General features: G+C 68.2%; 15 protein-coding genes. 9 read left to right on the top strand and 6 right to left on the bottom strand.

Translation table 11 applies throughout. The annotated features are described in order from the left end of the window. Positions 1–40 precede the first annotated feature (40 nt). From LYSCAS_RS14115 to LYSCAS_RS14090, 6 genes are all read left to right on the top strand, one after another. On the top strand, positions 41–403 hold the full coding sequence (locus LYSCAS_RS14115; protein ID WP_213434688.1) for a hypothetical protein: 363 nt from the start codon (positions 41–43) through the stop codon (positions 401–403). Next, positions 403–1,452, top strand: coding sequence for an agmatine deiminase family protein (locus tag LYSCAS_RS14110; RefSeq protein WP_213434687.1), 1,050 nt, complete (start codon positions 403–405; stop codon positions 1,450–1,452). The genes LYSCAS_RS14115 and LYSCAS_RS14110 overlap by 1 nt, the downstream gene beginning before the upstream one ends. Continuing rightward, a complete protein-coding gene (locus LYSCAS_RS14105; protein ID WP_213434686.1) occupies positions 1,449–2,336 on the top strand; it encodes a carbon-nitrogen hydrolase in 888 nt (295 codons plus the stop codon). Before LYSCAS_RS14110 ends, LYSCAS_RS14105 begins: the two co-directional genes overlap by 4 nt. A 63-nt stretch (positions 2,337–2,399) precedes the next feature. Next, complete coding sequence (locus LYSCAS_RS14100; protein WP_213434685.1) at positions 2,400–3,005, top strand: TetR/AcrR family transcriptional regulator; 606 nt, start codon at positions 2,400–2,402, stop codon at positions 3,003–3,005. Between the two features lie 91 nt (positions 3,006–3,096). Next, positions 3,097–3,951 carry an alpha/beta hydrolase gene (locus LYSCAS_RS14095; protein ID WP_244858554.1) on the top strand — a complete coding sequence of 285 codons (855 nt, stop codon included), beginning with the start codon at positions 3,097–3,099 and terminating at the stop codon, positions 3,949–3,951. An 82-nt stretch (positions 3,952–4,033) separates the two neighbouring features. Continuing rightward, positions 4,034–5,260 carry a TraB/GumN family protein gene (locus tag LYSCAS_RS14090; RefSeq protein ID WP_213434683.1) on the top strand — a complete coding sequence of 409 codons (1,227 nt, stop codon included), beginning with the start codon at positions 4,034–4,036 and terminating at the stop codon, positions 5,258–5,260. On the opposite strand, the gene LYSCAS_RS14085 is transcribed toward LYSCAS_RS14090, so the two are convergent. The 3 genes from LYSCAS_RS14085 to LYSCAS_RS14075 are packed head-to-tail and all read right to left on the bottom strand — an operon-like array spanning position 5,261 to position 13,075. Next, the gene (locus LYSCAS_RS14085) at positions 5,261–8,362 is read right to left on the bottom strand and encodes an efflux RND transporter permease subunit (RefSeq protein ID WP_213434682.1); all 3,102 of its coding nucleotides are present in this window, start codon (positions 8,360–8,362) and stop codon (positions 5,261–5,263) included. It abuts the gene before it with no gap. Continuing rightward, the gene (locus LYSCAS_RS14080) at positions 8,359–11,877 is read right to left on the bottom strand and encodes an efflux RND transporter permease subunit (protein ID WP_244858552.1); all 3,519 of its coding nucleotides are present in this window, start codon (positions 11,875–11,877) and stop codon (positions 8,359–8,361) included. The genes LYSCAS_RS14085 and LYSCAS_RS14080 overlap by 4 nt, the downstream gene beginning before the upstream one ends. Before the next feature lie 58 nt (positions 11,878–11,935). Continuing rightward, positions 11,936–13,075, bottom strand: coding sequence for an efflux RND transporter periplasmic adaptor subunit (locus tag LYSCAS_RS14075; RefSeq protein ID WP_213434681.1), 1,140 nt, complete (start codon positions 13,073–13,075; stop codon positions 11,936–11,938). A 315-nt stretch (positions 13,076–13,390) separates the two neighbouring features. Here LYSCAS_RS14075 and LYSCAS_RS14070 point away from each other — a divergent pair, with 315 nt between their 5' ends. Together LYSCAS_RS14070 and LYSCAS_RS14065 are read left to right on the top strand one after the other, a co-directional pair. After that, positions 13,391–13,816: a c-type cytochrome gene (locus LYSCAS_RS14070; RefSeq protein ID WP_213437840.1), complete on the top strand. Its 426-nt coding sequence runs from the start codon at positions 13,391–13,393 to the stop codon at positions 13,814–13,816. Between the two features lie 8 nt (positions 13,817–13,824). Next, a complete protein-coding gene (locus LYSCAS_RS14065) occupies positions 13,825–14,265 on the top strand; it encodes a c-type cytochrome (protein WP_213434680.1) in 441 nt (146 codons plus the stop codon). Positions 14,266–14,335: 70 nt separating this feature from the next. Here LYSCAS_RS14065 and LYSCAS_RS14060 read toward each other — a convergent pair whose 3' ends face one another. Next, on the bottom strand, positions 14,336–16,039 hold the full coding sequence (locus LYSCAS_RS14060; RefSeq protein ID WP_213434679.1) for a hypothetical protein: 1,704 nt from the start codon (positions 16,037–16,039) through the stop codon (positions 14,336–14,338). A gap of 16 nt (positions 16,040–16,055) precedes the next feature. Beyond that, a complete protein-coding gene (locus LYSCAS_RS14055) occupies positions 16,056–16,649 on the bottom strand; it encodes a NifU family protein (RefSeq protein ID WP_213434678.1) in 594 nt (197 codons plus the stop codon). A 106-nt stretch (positions 16,650–16,755) separates the two neighbouring features. On the opposite strand from LYSCAS_RS14055, the gene LYSCAS_RS14050 reads away from it, so the two are divergent. Further along, positions 16,756–17,097, top strand: a complete 342-nt coding sequence (locus LYSCAS_RS14050) for a 4a-hydroxytetrahydrobiopterin dehydratase (RefSeq protein ID WP_213434677.1) — start codon at positions 16,756–16,758, stop codon at positions 17,095–17,097. Positions 17,098–17,104: 7 nt separating this feature from the next. Here LYSCAS_RS14050 and LYSCAS_RS14045 read toward each other — a convergent pair whose 3' ends face one another. Beyond that, positions 17,105–18,070, bottom strand: coding sequence for an RluA family pseudouridine synthase (locus LYSCAS_RS14045; protein WP_213434676.1), 966 nt, complete (start codon positions 18,068–18,070; stop codon positions 17,105–17,107). Between the last annotated feature and the right edge of the window lie 67 nt (positions 18,071–18,137).

Here is an 18,137-nt window from a genome sequence, read left to right as displayed (position 1 = left end):
GTGCTTACAATCCGCCCCATTCACAAGGGGAGTGCTCGCGATGAACATGCGTACCGTGGTGCCGATGTTGTTCGCCCTCGCCTTCGCCGGCGCCGCCTTCGCGCAGGAAGCGACCCCGCAGGCCGTCGTGACCGAGGGCGACACGCTCCTCGTCGAGCGCGTGCAGCAGGAAAACAGCGCGGCCATGCCGGCGCGCGGCATGACGATGCAGCAGGTCGAAGCGAAGTACGGCAAGCCGGCCGACCAGCTCGACCCGCGCGGCGGCCAGAAGCGCCAGTGGCCGACCATCAACCGCTGGACCTACCCCACCTTCACCGTCTACTTCGAAAAGAGCCGCGTCATCGATGCGGTGGCCAACAAGGCCGACGCCAACGAAGTAGGCCCGAAACCCGCGATCCGCTGATGCCCGAAGCCCTCCTCCGCTCCGACCAGGAGCGGTTCCCCGCGGAATGGGAACCCCAGTCCGCGGTCCTCATCGCCTGGCCGCACGCCGACACCGACTGGGCCGCGCGCCTGGGCGACGTCGAAGAAACCTACATCGCGCTCGTCGCCGCGCTCGTGCCCCGCACGAACGTGGTGGTCTGCGTGGCCGACGCCGACCTGCAGACGTATGCCGAAGCGCGCCTGCGTTCCTCGCGCGTCGACCTGTCGCGCGTGCGTTTCGTCGAAGTCGACTACGACGACACGTGGCTGCGCGATTCCGGCCCGATCACCCTGCGCACGCCGAACGGCTTCAAGCTGCTCGATTTCCGATTCACCGGCTGGGGCGGCAAATTCGAAGCGAGTCGCGACGACCAACTGATCGAACACCTCGTCGACGCCGGCGTGTTCACCGATGCCACGCGCGAATCGATCGACTTCGCGCTGGAAGGCGGCGCGATCGAAACCGACGGCGCCGGCACGCTGCTCACCACGTGGACGTGCCTGCACGAACGCCATCCGGACCTGTCGCGCACGCAGCTCGACAAGCGACTGCGCGACTGGCTCGTGCAGGATCGCGTGCTGTGGCTCGACCACGGGTATCTCGAAGGCGACGACACCGACGCTCATATCGACACGCTGGCGCGCTTCGCGCCGGACGACGCGATCGTGTTCCAGGCCTGCGACGACGAATCCGATTCACACTTCATCGAGCTCCGCGCGATGGCCGAAGACATCGCCGCATTGCGCACGCGCGACGAAGAACCGTATCGCCTGTATCCGCTGCCGTGGGCCAAGCCCATCGTCGACGAAGGCCGTCGCCTCGCCGCCTCGTATGCGAACTTCCTGATCGTGGATGGCGCGGTGCTCATGCCGGCGTACGGCGATACCGCCGACGATGCCGCGGCCGCCGTCATGGCGCAGGCCTTCCCGGGCCGCGAGATCGTGCAGGTGCCGTGCCGTTCGCTGATCTGGCAGAACGGCAGCCTGCACTGCATCACCATGCAATTGCCGCAAGGATTGATCCGATGACCGCGAAGAAGACCCTGCCCGTCGCGCTGATCCAGGAACGCAACCACGGCGGCGCGGAAGAGAACCTCGCGGTCATCGAAGCGCGCGTCGCGGAAGCCGCCAGGCGCGGCGCGAAGCTCGTGCTGTTGCAGGAACTGCACAACGGCCCGTACTTCTGCCAGCACGAAGACGTCAGCGAATTCGACCTCGCCGAAAAAATCCCGGGCCCCAGCACCGAACGCCTGGCCGCGCTCGCGAAACAACACCGCGTCGTGCTGGTGAGCTCGCTGTTCGAAAAGCGCGCGGCGGGCCTGTACCACAACACCGCGGTCGTCTTCGACGCCGACGGCAGCACCGCCGGCAAGTACCGCAAGATGCACATCCCGGACGATCCGGGCTTCTACGAAAAGTTCTACTTCACGCCCGGCGACCTCGGCTTCGAACCGATCGACACGTCGGTCGGCCGCCTCGGCCTGATGGTGTGCTGGGACCAGTGGTATCCCGAAGGCGCGCGCCTGATGGCGCTCGCCGGCGCGGAACTGCTGCTGTATCCCACCGCGATCGGCTGGGATCCGGACGACGACCAGGCCGAGAAGGATCGCCAGCGCAACGCGTGGATCCTCAGCCACCGCGGCCACGCCGTCGCCAACGGGCTGCCGGTGCTGAGCTGCAATCGCGTCGGTCATGAAGCCTCGCCGCTCGGCACGTCGGGCATCCAGTTCTGGGGCTCGAGCCACGTGCTGGGGCCGCAGGGTGAATTCCTGGCCGAGGCCAAGGGCGAGCCCGAAATCCTGATGGCCGAAGTCGACATGGCCCGCAGCGAACACGTCCGCCGCATCTGGCCGTTCCTGCGGGATCGCCGGATCGACGCTTACGGCGACCTGCTGAAGCGGTATCGCGACTAGTTTTTTCGGCGGGGCCGACAAACGGTCTTCCAGATACGAACGGTCGTGCTATTGTCCGCCGCCATGACCACCCTGACCGCCACGTCGAAAGGCGCCGCCACCCGCGAATCCATCGTGGCCCGCGCCTACGACATCGCCCGCGCCTCCGGCGTGGAAGGCCTGTCGATCGGCCCGCTGGCCACCGCGGTCGGCATGTCGAAGAGCGGCGTGTTCGCGCACTTCGGTTCGCGCGAAGACCTGCAGCTCGCCGTCCTGGAAGAAGCCGCGCTGCGCTTCGGCAACGCCGTGCTCATCCCCGCGCTGGCGCAACCGCGTGGCCTGCCGCGCGTGCGCGCCATCATGCGCAACTGGTTCGAATGGGTGCGCGGCACGCAGCGCGGTGGCTGCGTGCTGGTCGGCTCCGTCATGGAATACGACGACCGGCCCGGCGTGTTGCGCGACCAGGTGCTGCACAACGAAACGCGCTGGCGCGCCGAACTTCATCGCGCCGTGCAGCAGGCGATCGATTGCGGCCACCTCGCCGCCGACGACGTCGAACAATGCGTCTTCGAGCTCTACGCCATTCCCCTCGCCGCCCACCACGAAGCCGGCCTGTTCGGCTACGACGTGGCGCGACACCACGGCGACCGCGCGATCGAGCGCTGGATCGCCCACCACGCCCCACGCTGATCCTTCGCGGAGTTCCCCCATGACCATCGCCGCCTCCAGAATTAGCACGACCGTTCGATCCGCCCTTCCCCTGCTGTGGATGCGCGCCGTCATGCGTGTCGGGAGCGCGTTCGATCCGGCCGCGACGTTGCGCCGCGCTGGCGCGTTGTTCTCCACGCCGTTCGAAAGCAGCCGCGCGCGGGCGTTGCAGGCGCCGGTGGGCGATGCGACCTGCGACAGCTTCGACCTCGATGGCCACCGCATCGCGACGTATGCGTGGGGCGATCCGGCATCGCAGCCCTACGTGTTGTTCGCGCACGGCTGGTCGAGCCATGGCACGCGTTTCCTGGCGTGGGTGCCGGCGTTGCGCGCGGCGGGTTACGCCGTCGTCGCGTTCGACCAGCCCGCGCACGGGCGCAGCACCGGCGAACGCACCACGCTGCCGGATTTCGCCAGCACGCTGCTCGCCGTCGCACGCCGCTTCGGGCCGGCGGCGGCGTTGGTCGCGCATTCGCTCGGGGGGGCCGCCGCCAGCGTTGCGCTCGCGCAGGGCCTGCAGGCCGAACGCATCGTGCTGATCGCCCCCGCCGCCGATCCCGAAGACGCCGCTTACCGCTTCGCGCGTCTGGTGCGCCTGCCGCAGCGGCTGTGGCGTGGACTCATCGCCGGTTTCGAAGCGAGCGTGGGCGTCACCTTCGACAGCCTGCAGGCGCACCACACGGTGCCGCGCATCGGCCGCCCCGCGCTGATCGTCCACGACGTGGAAGACCAGGAAGTGCCGTGGGCCGAAGGCGAGCGTTACGCGCGCTACTGGGCGGACTCGCGCCTGCTCAGCACGCAGGGCCTGGGCCACAACCGCATCGCGGGCGACGCCGGCGTCATCGCCGCGGCGCTGCGCTTCCTGCGCGGCGAAGCGGTGGGCGAACGCGTGGTGTCTTCGCCGAATCTGCCCTTCGGCCTCGCTTGAACGGGTGCGCCCGGCGCGGGCGAACGTCTATGCTGCGCGGCCGCCGGTGCCCCGGCGGTCGCCTTCCCCAGACGCAGTCCCGATGACCGACCCGATCGTTTCGCCCGCTGATCCTTCCCTCGCCGACCAGCCGCACGCCATCGTCGAACGCGACGGCGTCCGCTACGCCCTCCTCGGCACCGCGCATGTCTCGAAGGCGAGCGTCGACGCCGTGCACGCGGCGATCGCCGGCGGCACGTACGACACGATCGCGGTGGAACTGGATCCGCAGCGCCTCGCCGCGTTGTCCGATCCCGAAGCGCTCGCGAAGCTCGACCTGGTGAAGGTGCTGCGCGAAGGCAAGACCGCGCTGTTCGCCGCCAACCTCGGCCTCGCTGCGTACCAGCGGCGCCTCGCCGAACAACTCGGCATCGAACCGGGCGCCGAACTCAAGGCCGCGGTGAACGATGCGAAGGCGCGCGACCTCACCGTGCACCTCATCGACCGCGACGTCGGCCTGACCTTCAAGCGCGCCTCGCAGCGCCTGGGCTGGTGGGGCCGCGCGAAGATCTTCGGTGGCCTGATCACCTCGCTGTTCGGCGACGAGGAAGTCGGCCACGACGAGATCGAAAAGCTCAAGCAAGGCGACATGCTCGAATCGAGCTTCGGTGAATTCGCGAAGGACAGCCCCGCGCTGTACGACACCGTGATCGCCGAACGCGACCGCTACATGGCCGCGCGCCTGCGCGAAAGCGCGACCGCCGCCTCCGGCGCGCGCAACGTGCTGGCGGTGGTCGGCGCCGGACACCTGCAAGGCCTGGCGCGCCACCTGCGCGACGACCAGGTGGCACCGCAATCGATCCGCCACGAACTGGAATCGGTGAAGGAGAAGTCCAGCTTCCCGTGGTTCACCGTGTTCCTGTCGGTGTTCGTGCTCGGCGGGTTCGCGTGGGGCTTCTACCGCGGCGGCTTCGAAGTCGGCGCGGAACTGATGCTCTATTGGGTGCTGATGACCGGCACGCTCGGTGCGATCGGTTGTGCGGCGGCCGGCGGCCATCCGCTCAGCATCCTCGCCGCGTTCATCGCCTCGCCGGTGACGCCGCTGCATCCCGCCTTGGCGTCCGGCACGATCAGCGCGATCGTCGAGGCGTGGGTGCGCAAGCCCACCTACGCCGACTTCATGGCGCTGCGCGACGACGTCGGCAGCGTGCGCGGGTGGTATCGCAACCGCGTGGCACGCGTGCTGCTCAACTTCTTCCTCACCAGCCTGGGCACCGCCATCGGTGTGTGGATGGGCGGTGCCAAGCTGCTGGCGAAACTGCTCGCCTGATCAGTCGACGTGGATGGCGGTGACCGATGCCGCCGGCACCCCGCCCTTGTCGCCACGTGCGCGCTGGATCATGCGCACGGTGCCGTGCCGCAGGTCGTCGAGCATCGCGTAGATGGTGGGCAGGAACATCAGGCTGACCACCGTGGAGAACGCGAGGCCACCGGCGATCGCGCGCGCCATCGGGTAGTACGCCGGGCCATCGCCCGCCATCTGCGTGTTGCCCACCGCGATCGGCACCATCGCCAGGATCGCCGTGCCCATCGTCATCAGGATCGGGCGCAGGCGTTCCTTGCTGCCTTCCACCAATGCGTCCGTGCGTGAGAGCCCTCGCCTGCGCAGGTTGTTGATGTGCTCGACCATCACGATGCCGTTGTTCACCACCACGCCCATCAGTACCAGGATGCCGATGAAGGCCATGATGTTGAACTGGGTGCCGGTGAGCCAGAACAGCCAGAACACGCCGAAGATCGAGAACAGCACGCCGCTCATGATCGCCGAGGGGAACAGCAGCGACTCGAACACCGCGGCCATCACGATGTAGATCATCACCAGCGCGATGCCGAGGTTGAACATCATCTGCTTCACCGCGGCGTCGTCGCTCATGAACTCCGGGCGGTCGAACGAGAAGTTGTAGCCGGCCGGGAAGTTCACCGTCTTCAGCGTGGTCTCGATCGCCTTGCGCGCATCCGGCTGCGTCACCTTGTCGGGCAGGCCCGCGGTGATCGTGAGCGTGGTCTGGCGGTTGGTGCGCTCGATGGTGGACGCGGCCGCGCGCACCTGCACGTTCACCATCGACAGCAGCGGGACGCTGCGGCCGTCGGCGGTGCGCACGGTGAAGCTGGCGAGGTCCTCGGTGCCGTAGTTGTCGGCGCCGGCGAAGCGCACCCACACCGGCACTTCGGTGTCGCCGCGACGGAACTCGCGCAGCGGCGCGCCACGCAAGGCCAGGCCCACGAAGGTCGCCACGTCGTTCGCGCTGAAGCCGAACGCCGCCGCGCGATCGCGGTCCACCGTTACGGTGAGCTCGCTGTTGCGGTCGCCGTTGTCCACGCGCACGTCGCGCAACTGCTTGTTGCGCGCGAGCAGCGGCACGACTTCCTCGGCGATGTCGTTCAGGGTCTGCGTGGAATCGCCGACCAGCATCACCTGGATTTCCTTGCCCTGCTTGTCGCCGCCCGGGCCGCCCTGGTCGCCGATGCCGAGGTTGGCGCGCGCCGACTTCGGCAGGTCCTTGCGCAGCGCTTCGGTGACGCGCGTGATTTCCTTCGCGTCCTTGGTGGACAGCTTGATGTTGGTGCCCGCCCAGCCCTGTTCGCGATAGCGCGAGAACACCTGTTCGATGTGGTAATCCTGGCGATGCGCGTCGAGGAACTTCTCGACCTTCAGGATCTCGTCCGACATCTGCTCCTTCGTGTAGGCGCCCTTCCACTGGTAGTAGATGTCGATCTCGCCGATGTCGTCGCCGCCGAACATGTTCGTCTTGGTCCAGACCATCGGGCCGAGGCTCATCACCACGATCAGCAGGATGCCCAGCACGCTCCAGCCGCGATGCTCGAGCGTCCAGCGCAGCATGCGGGCATAGCGGCGCTGCAGGCGCGAGATCAGGCCCTTCTCGTTGCGCACGGCCGGCGGCGTCTTCATGCGCGCCGACAGCATCGGGATCAGGCTCACGGCCACCAGCCACGAGGCCAGCAGCGAGACGCAGATCGTGATCGCGATCTGGCCCATGTAGATGCTGATCATGTTCTTTTCGCCGAACAGGTTCGGCACGAACACGATGCAGTGGCACAAGGTGCCGGCCGACAGCGCGATGGCGACGTGGCGCGTGCCGATGATCGAGGCGAGCTTGGGATCGCCGCCCAGGCGTTCGCGTTCCTGGTAGATGCTTTCCACCACCACGACCGCGTTGTCCACCAGCATGCCGATCGCCAGCAGCAGGCCCATCATCGTCAGCACGTTGAGCGTGATGCCGACGAAGTACATGAAGCCCAGCGTCATGATGAAGCAGATCGGGATCGCCAGCGTCACCATCATCGTCGACGGCCAGTGGCGCAGGAAGAAGTACAGCACCGCGATCGACAGCAGCAGGCCGATCGCGCCAGCTTCGGCCAGGCTCAACAACGAACCGACGACGCTTTCGCCCGCATCCCACTGGACCAGCAGGTCGACGTCGGGCACGCCGCCGTCCTTCGCGATCTCCGCCAGTTCCGCCTTGACCCCGCGCGAGACGTCGACGAGGTTCGCGTCGCGCTCCTTGTAGACGTCGATGCCCACCGCCGGGCGCCCGTCGAGGCGACGGCCGTACGGCATCTTCTCGGGCTTCAGGCGCACGTCGGCCACGTCGGACAGGCGCACGCCCTTCGCCAGCACGAGGTCGCGCAACTGTTGCAGGTCGGTGAGTTCGCCGATCGGCTGCACGCGCAGGCGCTGCGTGCCGTTGTCGATCTGGCCCGCCGAGACGGAGAAGTTGACCGCGCGCAGGCGCGTGTCGAGGTCGTTAAGCGCCAGGCCGTGCGCGTTGAGGCGGTCCTGGTCGATCGCGATCTCGACTTCGTTCTGCGGCGCGCCTTCCAGTTCCACCTTCGCCACGCCGGGAATGCGTTCGAGCCGGCGCTTGTACACGCGGTCGATGCGGTCGTATTCCTTCGTGAGGTCGAGCGACTTGCTGGTCAGGCGCAGTTCGATCGCCGGCTCGTCGCTCGTCGACCACTTCCACACGAAGTAGCGCTGCAGGTCGTCGGGGAGGTCGGCGCGGATCGCATCGATGCGTTCGCGGGCTTCGGCCGCGGCGATCTCGATGTCGCGATCCCAGTCGGAGAACATCAGGAACACGCTGCCCTGCTCGGACGTCGCGTTGCCCTGCATGCTCTTGACGTCGGTCATCGTCGAAAGCGTTTCTTCCACGGGGCGCAGGATCGTGCGCTCCACTTCCTCCGGCGTGGAGCCCGCGTACGGCAGCTGCACGAACAGGAACGGCGCCGAGACATCGGGCATCGCTTCCAGCGGCAGCCGCACGGCCGCGATCAGGCCCACCACCACCATCGACACGAACAGCATGATCGTGGTGACGGGCCGCTTGATGCTGAGCTCGGCGATGCTCACGTGCCGGCCTCCGGGGTCATCCCGTTCCCGTTGAGCGGATCCTGGTCGTGCTCGATCAGCGTCTTGGCCGCCTTCGCATCGGCGGCCTGGCGGCGCAGCTTCTCGGCGTAGTACTCGTCCGAGCGACGATCCAGCAGGTCGTACACGACCGGGATCACCACCAGCGTCAGCAGCGTCGACACCAGCAGGCCGCCGATCACGGTGATCGCCATCGGCGAGCGCACTTCCGAACCTTCACCGAAGGCGAGCGCCAGCGGCAGGAAGCCGAACAGCGTGCACAGCGTGGTCATCGCGATCGGGCGCAGGCGCGAACGCGCACCGGCCACCAGGGCCTCGCGCTTCGGCACGCCCTCTTCGCGCAACTGGTTGACCTTGTCGATCAGGATGATCGCGTTCTTCACCACCAGGCCCACCAGCAGGATCAGGCCGATGAACACCACCACCGACACCGCCGAACGCGTGACCAGCAGCGCGAGCACCGCACCCACCAGCGCGAGCGGGATGGTGAACAGGATGACGAAGGGATGCAGCAGCGATTCGAACTGCGAGGCCATCACGAGGTAGACGAGGAACACCGCCAGGCCGAAGGCGAACAGCAGCGACTTCACGGAGCTTGCGAGTTCTTCGCCCTGCCCGCCGATGTGCATGCCCACGTCCGCGCCGAGCGGGTGGTCGCGCACCAGCTGGCGCACTTCCTGCACCGCGGCGCCGAGGTCGATGTCGCGCAGGTTGGCCGAGACGATCGCCACGCGCACCTGGTCGGCGCGGTGGATTTCGCTGGGGCCCACGCCCGCCACGACATCGGCGACCGACGACAGGCGCACGGGCGTGGCGCTGTTCGGGTTGACGATGAGGTTGCGGATGTCTTCCACCGAAGCACGGTCCGATGCACGCGCGCGCACCAGCACGTCGATCTTGCGATCGCGGAACGAATAGCGCGTGGCGACTTCGCCGCGCACCTTCTTCACCACGATGTCGGCGATCTGGCGCGTGGTCAGGCCGAGCGCCGCGGCGCGGTCCTGGTCGAAGTGGATCTGGATCTCGGGGAAGCCCTGCTCCACCGTCGACTTCACGTCGGCGTAGTGGTCGTTGGCGCGCAGCATCGCGGCGAGCTTGCGGCCGGCGGCTTCGATCTGCGGCAGGTCGGCGCCCTGCAGTTCGATTTCCAGCGGCGTGGACAGGCTGAAGAGTTCCGGGCGGCTGAAGTCGAGCTGCGCATCCGTGCGGCCCTGCATGCTGCCGCGCAGTTTTTCGGTGAGCTGCGCTTCGAGCTTCTCGCTGCCGCCGTCCTTCATCACCGCGGTGAGCTTGGCGATGTTCTCGCCGCTCTCGGTGGGGCTGGCATCCAGGCGCGTGCCGGTGCCGCTCACGCCGTACAGCGCGGTGAGACCATCGTCCTTGCCGCGTTCGCGCTGGATTTCCTGCACCACCTGGTCGGTGTCGCGCAGCGGCGTTCCGGGCGGCAGCTTCACGGTCATTTCGAAACGATCCTGCGCCAGCTGCGGGATCAGGTCGAAGCCGAGCAGCGGAACGACCGCGGCGGTGGCCAGGAACGCGAGCACCGCGACCGCGAGCACCTTGCGCGGATGCAGCAGCGCTTCGGGCAGCGTGCGCAGGTAGAGCGCTTCGAGGCGATCGTAGATCCCCATCGCGACGCGGCTGAAGGCGCGCATCACCGGACCGACGATGGCCACCAGCAAGCGCCAGCCGCGCACGAAGATCCAGAAGAACGCGAACGACAGCAGGCGGAACAGCAGGCCGAACAGATGGCCGACGAACGCGATGGGACGCTGCCACTTCGACGTGGGCTCCCAGCGCGGATGCGGCGCTTCTTCCTTGAACGCCAGCGGCGCGCGGCCCTTGAGCGAGGACAGCATCGGGATCAGCGTCATCGACACGACGAGCGAGATCGCGATCGCCAGCGCCACGGTCAACGCCTGGTCGCGGAACAGCTGCCCCGCGATGCCTTCGACGAACACCAGCGGCAGGAACACCGCGATCGTCGTCAGCGTGGACGCCACGACCGCCATGCTCACTTCGCGCGTGCCGGCGATGGCCGCCTCGACGATGCCGAGGCCCCGTTCGCGCGCCTTGGCGATGGATTCGAGCACCACGATGGAGTCGTCGACCACCAGGCCCGTCGCCAATGCGAGGCCGCCGAGCGACATCACGTTGAGGCTCAGGTTGAACTGGTCCATGAAGAAGAACGTGGTGACGATCGACACCGGCAGCGACAGGCCGACGACGAACGTGCTCCAGCCATCGCGCAGGAACAGGAAGATGATCAGGATCGCGAGCAGGCCGCCGATGATGGCGTCCTTCTTCACTTCGTGGATCGATTTGCGGATGAACTGCGACTGGTCGTCGACCACCGTCAGTTCGATGTCCGCCGGCATCGTCTTCCTGATGTTCTCGATCTGCGTGGCGATGGCATCGGCGGTGGAGACGGTGTTGGCGTCGCCTTCCTTGTAGATCGCAAGCTCCACGGCTTCATGGCCGCCGAGGCGGATGATCGCTTCGCGCTCCTTGTAGCCCTGGCGCACGTCGGCGATGTCCTTCAGGCGGATCGGACGACCGCCGGCCACCGCGGACCCACCGGACGATGCGCTCTGCACGCCCGACGCCGCGGCCATCGCGGCCGCGTTGCCCGTTGCCGCTGCGACGCGCGCCATTTCCTCGGCCGCGCTCTGCGCGCTGCCGCCGCCGGCGGATTGCGTGGTGACGAGCATTTCGCGGATTTCGTCGACGGTCGCGAACTGGTTGACCGTGCGGACGAGGAACCGCTGCGAGCCTTCTTCCAGGCGACCGCCGGAGATGTTGATGTTCTCCTGCTGCAGGCGCTGGATGACGGTGTCGATCGGCAGGTTCAGCTGCGCGAGCTTCTGCTGGTCGATGTCCACCTGCACTTCGTCTTCCAGGCCGCCGCCCACTTTCACCGCGGCCACGCCTTCGACGGGCTCGAGTTTCTTCTTCAGGTCATCGTCGGCGTAACGGCGCAACGCCGTCAGCGCGGCCTGCGAATCCTGGCCCTTGTTGGCCAGCACCAGGCGCATGATCGGCGCGGTCGAGGGATTGAAGCGCAACAGCACCGGCGGCTTGGCTTCCAGCGGCAGCGCGAGCGACTCCATCTTGTCGCGCACTTCCAGCGAGGCCTTGTCCATGTCGGTGCCCCACGCGAACTCGAGCACGACATCGCTCTGCCCGGTGCGCGAGACGGACTTCAGCTTCCGCACGCCCTTCACCACGCCGACGGCTTCTTCGACCGGCTCGGAGATCAGCGTTTCGATTTCGGTCGGCGCCGCACCGGTGTATTCGGTGCGCACGGTGAGCGTGGGATAGCTGAGGTCGGGGAGCAGGTTGACCTTCAGGTGCATCAGCGCGATGACGCCGAAGATCAGGAACGTCAGCGTCGCCATCATCACCGTGACGCGGCGACGCGTGGAGAATTCGACGACGTTGAGGGAACCGCCTTCAGCGGAATGGCTTGCGGCGGATTTGTCGTTTGCGTGCGTCACGCGCGTCTCCGGTGGCGGCGCGGTTGTCGGGGGAAACTCGTCGGTGCGTCAGCGCGGATCAGCGCGCGGTGGAAGCGGCGGCACTGCCGCCCTCGCCCGCCGCGAGCTTCTTCTGCGGCTGGCCCGCGCCACCGATGATCTGCACGGCGCTGCCTTCGCGCAGCGCGACCTTGCCCGCGGTGACGACCTGGTCGCCCACCTTCAGGCCCTGGCGCACTTCGGCCCACTGGCCGTCGAGGTAACCCAGCTTCACCGGCACGCGCACCGCCTTGCCGGCCTTGACCGCGTACACCGCCGGATCGCCTTCGTCGTCGAGCAGCGCCACGCGCGGCACGACGAGGGCGTCGGTGCGCTGGTCGTAATCGATGCGGATGCGGCCGAACATGCCCGGCTGCAGCGTGCCGCCGCCGGCGAAGGTGCAGATCACGCGGAACGTGCCGCTGCCCGAATCAACAACGGGCGCGATGCGGTCGATCGTGCCTTCGAACTTGTGGCCCGGCAGCGCGTCGACGGCGAGGTCCACCTTCAGGCCGCTGGTCAGCGTGGCGACTTCGCGCTCGGGCACGTTGAGCGTGGCTTCCAGGCGCGAGGTGTCGACGATGCGGAAGATCGGCGTGTTGATCTGCACGAAGTTGCCGTCCTTGATCTTGCGCTCGGCGATCACGCCGGAGATCGGCGCGACGACGTTGGCGTAGGACAGCTCGAGGTTGGCCAGGCGGTTCGCGGCGCGCGCGTTTTCCAGGTCGAAGCGGATCGTGTCGATGTCGTTGGCGCTGATGAGCTTCTGCTGCGCCAGCGTGACCGAACGGGCGTAGTTGGCTTCCAGCTTGCGCATCTGCGCGGCGGTCTGCGCGGCCTGCAACGCGGCGCGCGAGGAATCCAGGCGCACGAGCACCTGGCCGGCATGCACCTGCTGGCCTTCCTCGACCAGCACCTGCAGGGCCACGCCCGAGGTCTTGGCGATCACCTGCGACTCGCCGCGGGCTTCCAGCGGCGCCGTGCCGGTGTAGCTGGCGGCGATCGGGCGCTTGGCGGCGGCCATCACTTCGACCGGAATGGCCTCCGGCCCCTTGTCCTCCTTGCCCTTGGCCATGGCGTCCCCGTCGCCCTTCTTGCAGGCGGCGAGCGCGAGGGCGCAGGCGATCAGGAGGGCACCGGCGCGCAACGGGCGGCCGTGGACGAAGGTATTGACAGGCATGTGGGCAGACCCCTTGGGTGTTGTAGGCAAGTAAATCACTTGGCCGCCGGGTCCACCATGCGCCATAGGTCATGGTGACTTCACGGCGCTTTGCTGATCCACGTCGGACTCATCCGTGGATCGGCGCGAATCGCGAACGGGACGCGCAAGGGATGCAGCGTCCACGCGACCGGTTGCACGCGGGTGACCGCCGGCGACGGCCATGGCATTGTCGCCTGCATTCACGTGCAAGCTATACTTCGCCGCTCGCTCGGTGTGTCGCATCGCGTCCGCCGCGCGCGAAAAAACAATTCCGCTTCGGACAACTTCCAGATGATGCGACCGCTGACGATCGCTGCCAGCCTGTGGCTGGTGCCCATGCTCCTCGCCGCCGCGCAGACCCCTGCCGCGTCGCAGACCACCGCCGCCGCGCCGGCCGCTGCTTCGACGACCGCCGCGCCCGCGGCTGCATCGACCGCCGCCGCCGCACCCGCCGCCGCTGCCGCGCCCACCGGCGACGCCGCGAAGGGTCGCCTGCTCACGTACACGTGCCAGGGCTGCCACGGCGTCACCGGCTACAAGAACGCATACCCGAACTACCACGTGCCGCGCATCGGCGGACAGACCGCGCAGTACCTGTCCAACGCGCTGCACGAATACCGCCAGGGCAAGCGCAAGCACCCGACGATGCAGGCCCAGGCCGAGAGCTTCTCGGAACAGGACATCGCCGACATCGCCGCCTACCTGTCCAGCGTGAAGTGAGCCCCGCCATGACGACCCTCCGCACCACCGCCGCCATCGCGCTGCTCGCCGTTTCGCTCGCCGCGTGCTCCAAGTCCGAAGCGCCCGAAGGCGGCCACGAAGCCGCCGAAGCGAACGAAACCCCGCATTCGTCCTCCGCCGGCCTGCCCGCCGGCCACATCGACGCCGGCAAGACGCTCGCCGCGACGAAGAACAAGGAAACGGGCCAGGCGTGCGTGGATTGCCACGGCGCCGAAGGCAATGCGCCGATCGATCCCACCTACCCGAAGCTCGGCGGCCAGTACGCCGATTACCTCACGCACGCGCTGCTCGCCTATCGCAAGGGCGATCGCGAACACGCGTTGATGAGCAGCCAGGCGAAGGGGCTCACGGACCAGCAGATCGCCGACCTGGGCGCGTACTTCCAGTCCGCCCCGAGCCACCTGAAGGATCTGCACGGCCTGGAGTAATCCGCGCCCACGCATCGCGAAACACGAACGGCCCGCGCAAGCGGGCCGTTTTCGTTGGCGACGATGCGCTTCAGCCCGCAGCGGGCGGACGCACCGTCGTCGCCGGCGGCGCGGGCGCCGGACGCACGCTGCCGTTGTTTTCCTGCAACTGCGGCTTGAACGGAATGTCCGGCGGCGGACGCGCGGTGGCAGGTTGCTCGTTGTGGTTGGGATCGGTGAGCCCGCACGCGCCGCCCACCGCGAGCAACGACACGACGCAGCTGATGCGCTTGCCCGTGCCGGGAATCGGGATCTCGAGCTTCTTGATGCCCTTGCGCACCCATTCCTGCAGCAGCGTTTCGCTCGGGCGCCAGTACTTGTCGAACGCGGTCGGCGTGTAGTCGTACGGCGGGCGCTTGAGCCAGCGGCCGGCCTTGTCGAGATCGATCGCCTGCGCTTCCGGCGTGCCCGGCGCATTGCGTTGCGGCGATGGCGCTTCGCCAAGGTTCGGCGTGCCGTCGGCCTTGAACAGGCCCGGCTTGCCGCCTGCTTGCGCGCCGGGCGTGCCGGGCGCGGCGCCCGGTCGATTGCGCGTGCCGACGCCGAAATCGTCGCCGCGTTGCGGCGTGGGCCATGCGCCAGGTTTCGCGGAAGGCGTGGTGCCGGTGCCCGTTTGCGCCGCAGGACGCGTGCCGCTGCCGGGCGACGGCGGACCGCCACCGGGCGTCGCCGCCGTCGACGTCCCCGTCGGCGAAGCGCTCGCCGCAGGCGCCGTGCCCGATTGCGCGGACGGTTGCGTGCCGCGCGACGGCATCGGCAACGCCTGCACCTGAGCGCGCACGGTGGGCACCTGCAATTCGGGCGTGGTCGTCGGCGCGTTCAAGGCGCGTGCCTGCGACAGGCGCGCTTCTTCTTCCGCGCGCAACGTCGGCGCAACGCGCACCGGTGTCGGTGCGACTTGCTCCACCTGCAACACCTGCTGCTGCGGCACCGCCACGCGCGCGACGCCGGGTGCGGGTTGTTTCAATTCGGGCACGACGATCTGCGGTTCCGGCAACTGCACGTCGCGCGGACGCGTCGGTGCGAGGACGAACGTGGTGTCGGGCACCGTGACTTCGGTGACCTGCAACGGTTGTGCTGCAGGTTGCGGCTCGACCGGCGTGGGTTCCACTTCCGGTTGCGCGGCGACCGGGGCCGGTTCCGTCGGCGGTTCCGTCGTGGGTTGCGCTTCGCTCGGCGGCGGCGTTTGCGTGGTTTCGGCGGGCTTTTCCGCCGCGCTCTGCGCCGCGGGCGCAGCGGGTGCGGGCGACGGTTCGGGCGCGGGGCCTTCCGGTGCACCGCCGCCCGTTTCCTCCGGCGTGCCCTTGCCGATGAATTCGACCTGCACCACCGTCTCGCCCGCGCTGCCTGCCGGCGGCGGCGGAATACGCACCCACGCCAGGATCATCAGCAACACGAGGAACACCGCGTGCAACGCGCCGCTGACGAATGCCGCGAAGAGGCGCTGCCCGCGTTCCTCGCGATGCGGCGGATTCCATTGCTGGCGCAGCAACGTGCGGAATGCCTGCCAGCGCGTGAGCGTCGGCATGCGTTTCGGCGGCGACGCCAGCGGGCGTTGCGCGAATTCCGCGATCACGTCCTGCGGCGGCGCGCCCTTGATCGCGCGCGGGCTCGTCGACATGCCGTCGAGCCACGTCTGCCAGCCCGGCGGCAAGGTGCCCGGCGCCTCCGGGCGGATGGATTTCAGCCGGCGTCGTTGCGCCAGCGCTTCGATGACATCCGCGGCGTTGAACACGCGGGTCGCGACCTGCTTACGCCGCGTCGCGCGGGATGTAGGGCGCGTCGCCGGTCGCGTGGTCGGTGGCGTCGCGCACCGCGGTCACGCCCGGCACCTTCGTCAGGAGCGTCGTTTCGATCCCCTGCTTCAGCGTGACATCGGCCATGCCGCACCCGTGGCAGCCGCCGCCGAAGCGCAGCAGCACGACGCCGTCGCTCGAGACTTCCTGCACCGACACGTGCCCGCGATGCTGCGCGAGCTGCGGATTGATTTCCTGCTCGACGACCCAGCGCACGCGTTCCACCAGCGAGGCATCCTCGGCCGGCACCTCGCCCTTGATCCTCGGCGCGCGGATCTGCAGCTGGCCGCCCGTGGCCTGCTGCGCGTAGTCGATCTCTGCAGCATCGAGGAACGGTGCGCTCGCCGGATCGATCCACAAGGTGAAGCCTTCGCAATCGATGGCCCACTCGTCGCCGGTGAGGTCCGCCGGCTCGGCGAACTCCAGGCGCACGTCGGCGCGGGGCGTGCCGGCATGCACGGCGGAGAGTCGGACGCCCAGGCCCGGCAGGGCTTCGCGTTCGATGAGGCGGCGGAAGTGCGCCTGCGCGGATTCGGAGAGTTGGATCATGCGGGCTATTCTAGACGCGTCCGGACGACCCGCCTTGCCCGCGGGTCCACTCCATGCCCACGCCCGATATGTTCTGGTTCATGCGCTTGCGCATGGGAGCCCTGCCATGACCGACCTGATCGCCCTCGCCGACGCCCATTGCATCGCCCGCAAGGGCAGCGAGCACAAGCTCACCGAAGCGCGGGTGCGCGAACTGCTGCCGCAGGTCCCGGGCTGGGAACTGGCCGAGGACGGCCATGCGCTGGTCAAGACATTCAAGTTCAAGGACTACTACCGCACGATGGCGTTCGTGAACGCGCTGGCCTTCATCGCCAACCGCGAAGACCACCATCCCGACCTCGGCGTGCATTACGACCGCTGCGTCGTGCGCTTCTCCACCCACGACGTGGGCGGCCTGAGCGAGAACGACTTCATCCTGGCCGCCAAGACCGAACGCCTCTCCGGCTGAGCGCGCCTCAGGCCAGCTTGTCGAGCACGTCGATGAGTTCCGGCGCCAGCGGCGCGTTGAGCAGGTAAGGCGCCTTGCCGCCGTCGAGCACGAATTCCAGCGTCGAGGCATGCAGGAACATCCGCTTCAGCCCCACCTGTTCGCGCAGTCGCTTGTTCACCGCTTCGTCGCCGTACTTGTCGTCGCCCGCCACCGGATGGCCGATGTGCTGCGCATGCACGCGGATCTGGTGCGTGCGCCCTGTTTCGATGCGCACCTCGCAGTACGAATGCCCGCCGCGGCGTTCCAGCGCCTTGAAGTGGCTCAGCGAGGCCTTGCCCGCAGGATTGACCTGCACGTGGCGTTCGCCGCCCTGGCGCAGGCCGATGTGCAGCGGCGCATCGACGCTCATCGTTCCGTTGGGCAAGCGGCCGACCAGCAACGCGAGGTAGCGCTTGGCGATGCCGCCTTCCTCGCGCATCAGCGCCTGCAGTTCGGTGAGGGCCGAGCGCTTCTTCGCGATGACCAGCAGGCCGGAGGTGTCGCGGTCGAGGCGATGGACGAGTTCGAGCGACTGGTTGGGCCGCAGGGCGCGCAGGGTTTCGATCGCGCCGAAGCTGATCCCGCTGCCGCCATGGCTGGCCACGCCCGAGGGCTTGTTGATGGCCAGCAGGCGCGCGTCCTCGAACACGATGCTGCCCTCCATCGCCTCGAGCAGGCCCTTGGCGGGCGTGCCCTTCTCGGCCGGTTCGTCCAGGCGCACCGGCGGGATGCGGACCTCGTCGCCGCCTTCGAGGCGCCGGTCGGCCTTCACGCGCCCGCCGTTCACGCGCACCTGGCCCGATCTCACGAGCTTGTAGACCAGCGAACGCGGCGCGCCCTTGAGATAGCCGAGCAGGAAGTTGTCCAGCCGCTGGCCGTCCCGGTCCTCTGCAATCCGGACGGTCCTGGCCTGGGCCGGGGCTCGCCCGGGGGGTTGATCGATGGGGTCCATGCTCGCCTTGATCTGCTACACTCGCCGCGCGAAGTAAGGGTTTGATTTCGCTGGGAGATTGCGCCAA

Origin of the sequence: Noviluteimonas caseinilytica, from assembly GCF_018406605.1 — a bacterium.
Lineage (GTDB): Bacteria > Pseudomonadota > Gammaproteobacteria > Xanthomonadales > Xanthomonadaceae > Noviluteimonas > Noviluteimonas caseinilytica.
The sequence above is the reverse complement of the archived record's forward strand: the minus strand, read 5'-3'. Positions and strand labels throughout refer to the sequence as shown.

Bases quoted from the DNA above. Each gene is read 5' to 3' on its own strand.
- LYSCAS_RS14115 (WP_213434688.1), top strand. From the start codon at position 41: ATGAACATGCGTACCGTGGTGCCGATGTTGTTCGCCCTCGCCTTCGCC.
- LYSCAS_RS14110 (WP_213434687.1), top strand. From the start codon at position 403: ATGCCCGAAGCCCTCCTCCGCTCCGACCAGGAGCGGTTCCCCGCGGAA.
- LYSCAS_RS14105 (WP_213434686.1), top strand. From the start codon at position 1,449: ATGACCGCGAAGAAGACCCTGCCCGTCGCGCTGATCCAGGAACGCAAC.
- LYSCAS_RS14100 (WP_213434685.1), top strand. From the start codon at position 2,400: ATGACCACCCTGACCGCCACGTCGAAAGGCGCCGCCACCCGCGAATCC.
- LYSCAS_RS14095 (WP_244858554.1), top strand. From the start codon at position 3,097: ATGCGTGTCGGGAGCGCGTTCGATCCGGCCGCGACGTTGCGCCGCGCT.
- LYSCAS_RS14090 (WP_213434683.1), top strand. From the start codon at position 4,034: ATGACCGACCCGATCGTTTCGCCCGCTGATCCTTCCCTCGCCGACCAG.
- LYSCAS_RS14075 (WP_213434681.1), bottom strand. From the start codon at position 13,075: ATGCCTGTCAATACCTTCGTCCACGGCCGCCCGTTGCGCGCCGGTGCC.
- LYSCAS_RS14070 (WP_213437840.1), top strand. From the start codon at position 13,391: ATGCGACCGCTGACGATCGCTGCCAGCCTGTGGCTGGTGCCCATGCTC.
- LYSCAS_RS14065 (WP_213434680.1), top strand. From the start codon at position 13,825: ATGACGACCCTCCGCACCACCGCCGCCATCGCGCTGCTCGCCGTTTCG.
- LYSCAS_RS14055 (WP_213434678.1), bottom strand. From the start codon at position 16,649: ATGATCCAACTCTCCGAATCCGCGCAGGCGCACTTCCGCCGCCTCATC.
- LYSCAS_RS14050 (WP_213434677.1), top strand. From the start codon at position 16,756: ATGACCGACCTGATCGCCCTCGCCGACGCCCATTGCATCGCCCGCAAG.
- LYSCAS_RS14045 (WP_213434676.1), bottom strand. From the start codon at position 18,070: ATGGACCCCATCGATCAACCCCCCGGGCGAGCCCCGGCCCAGGCCAGG.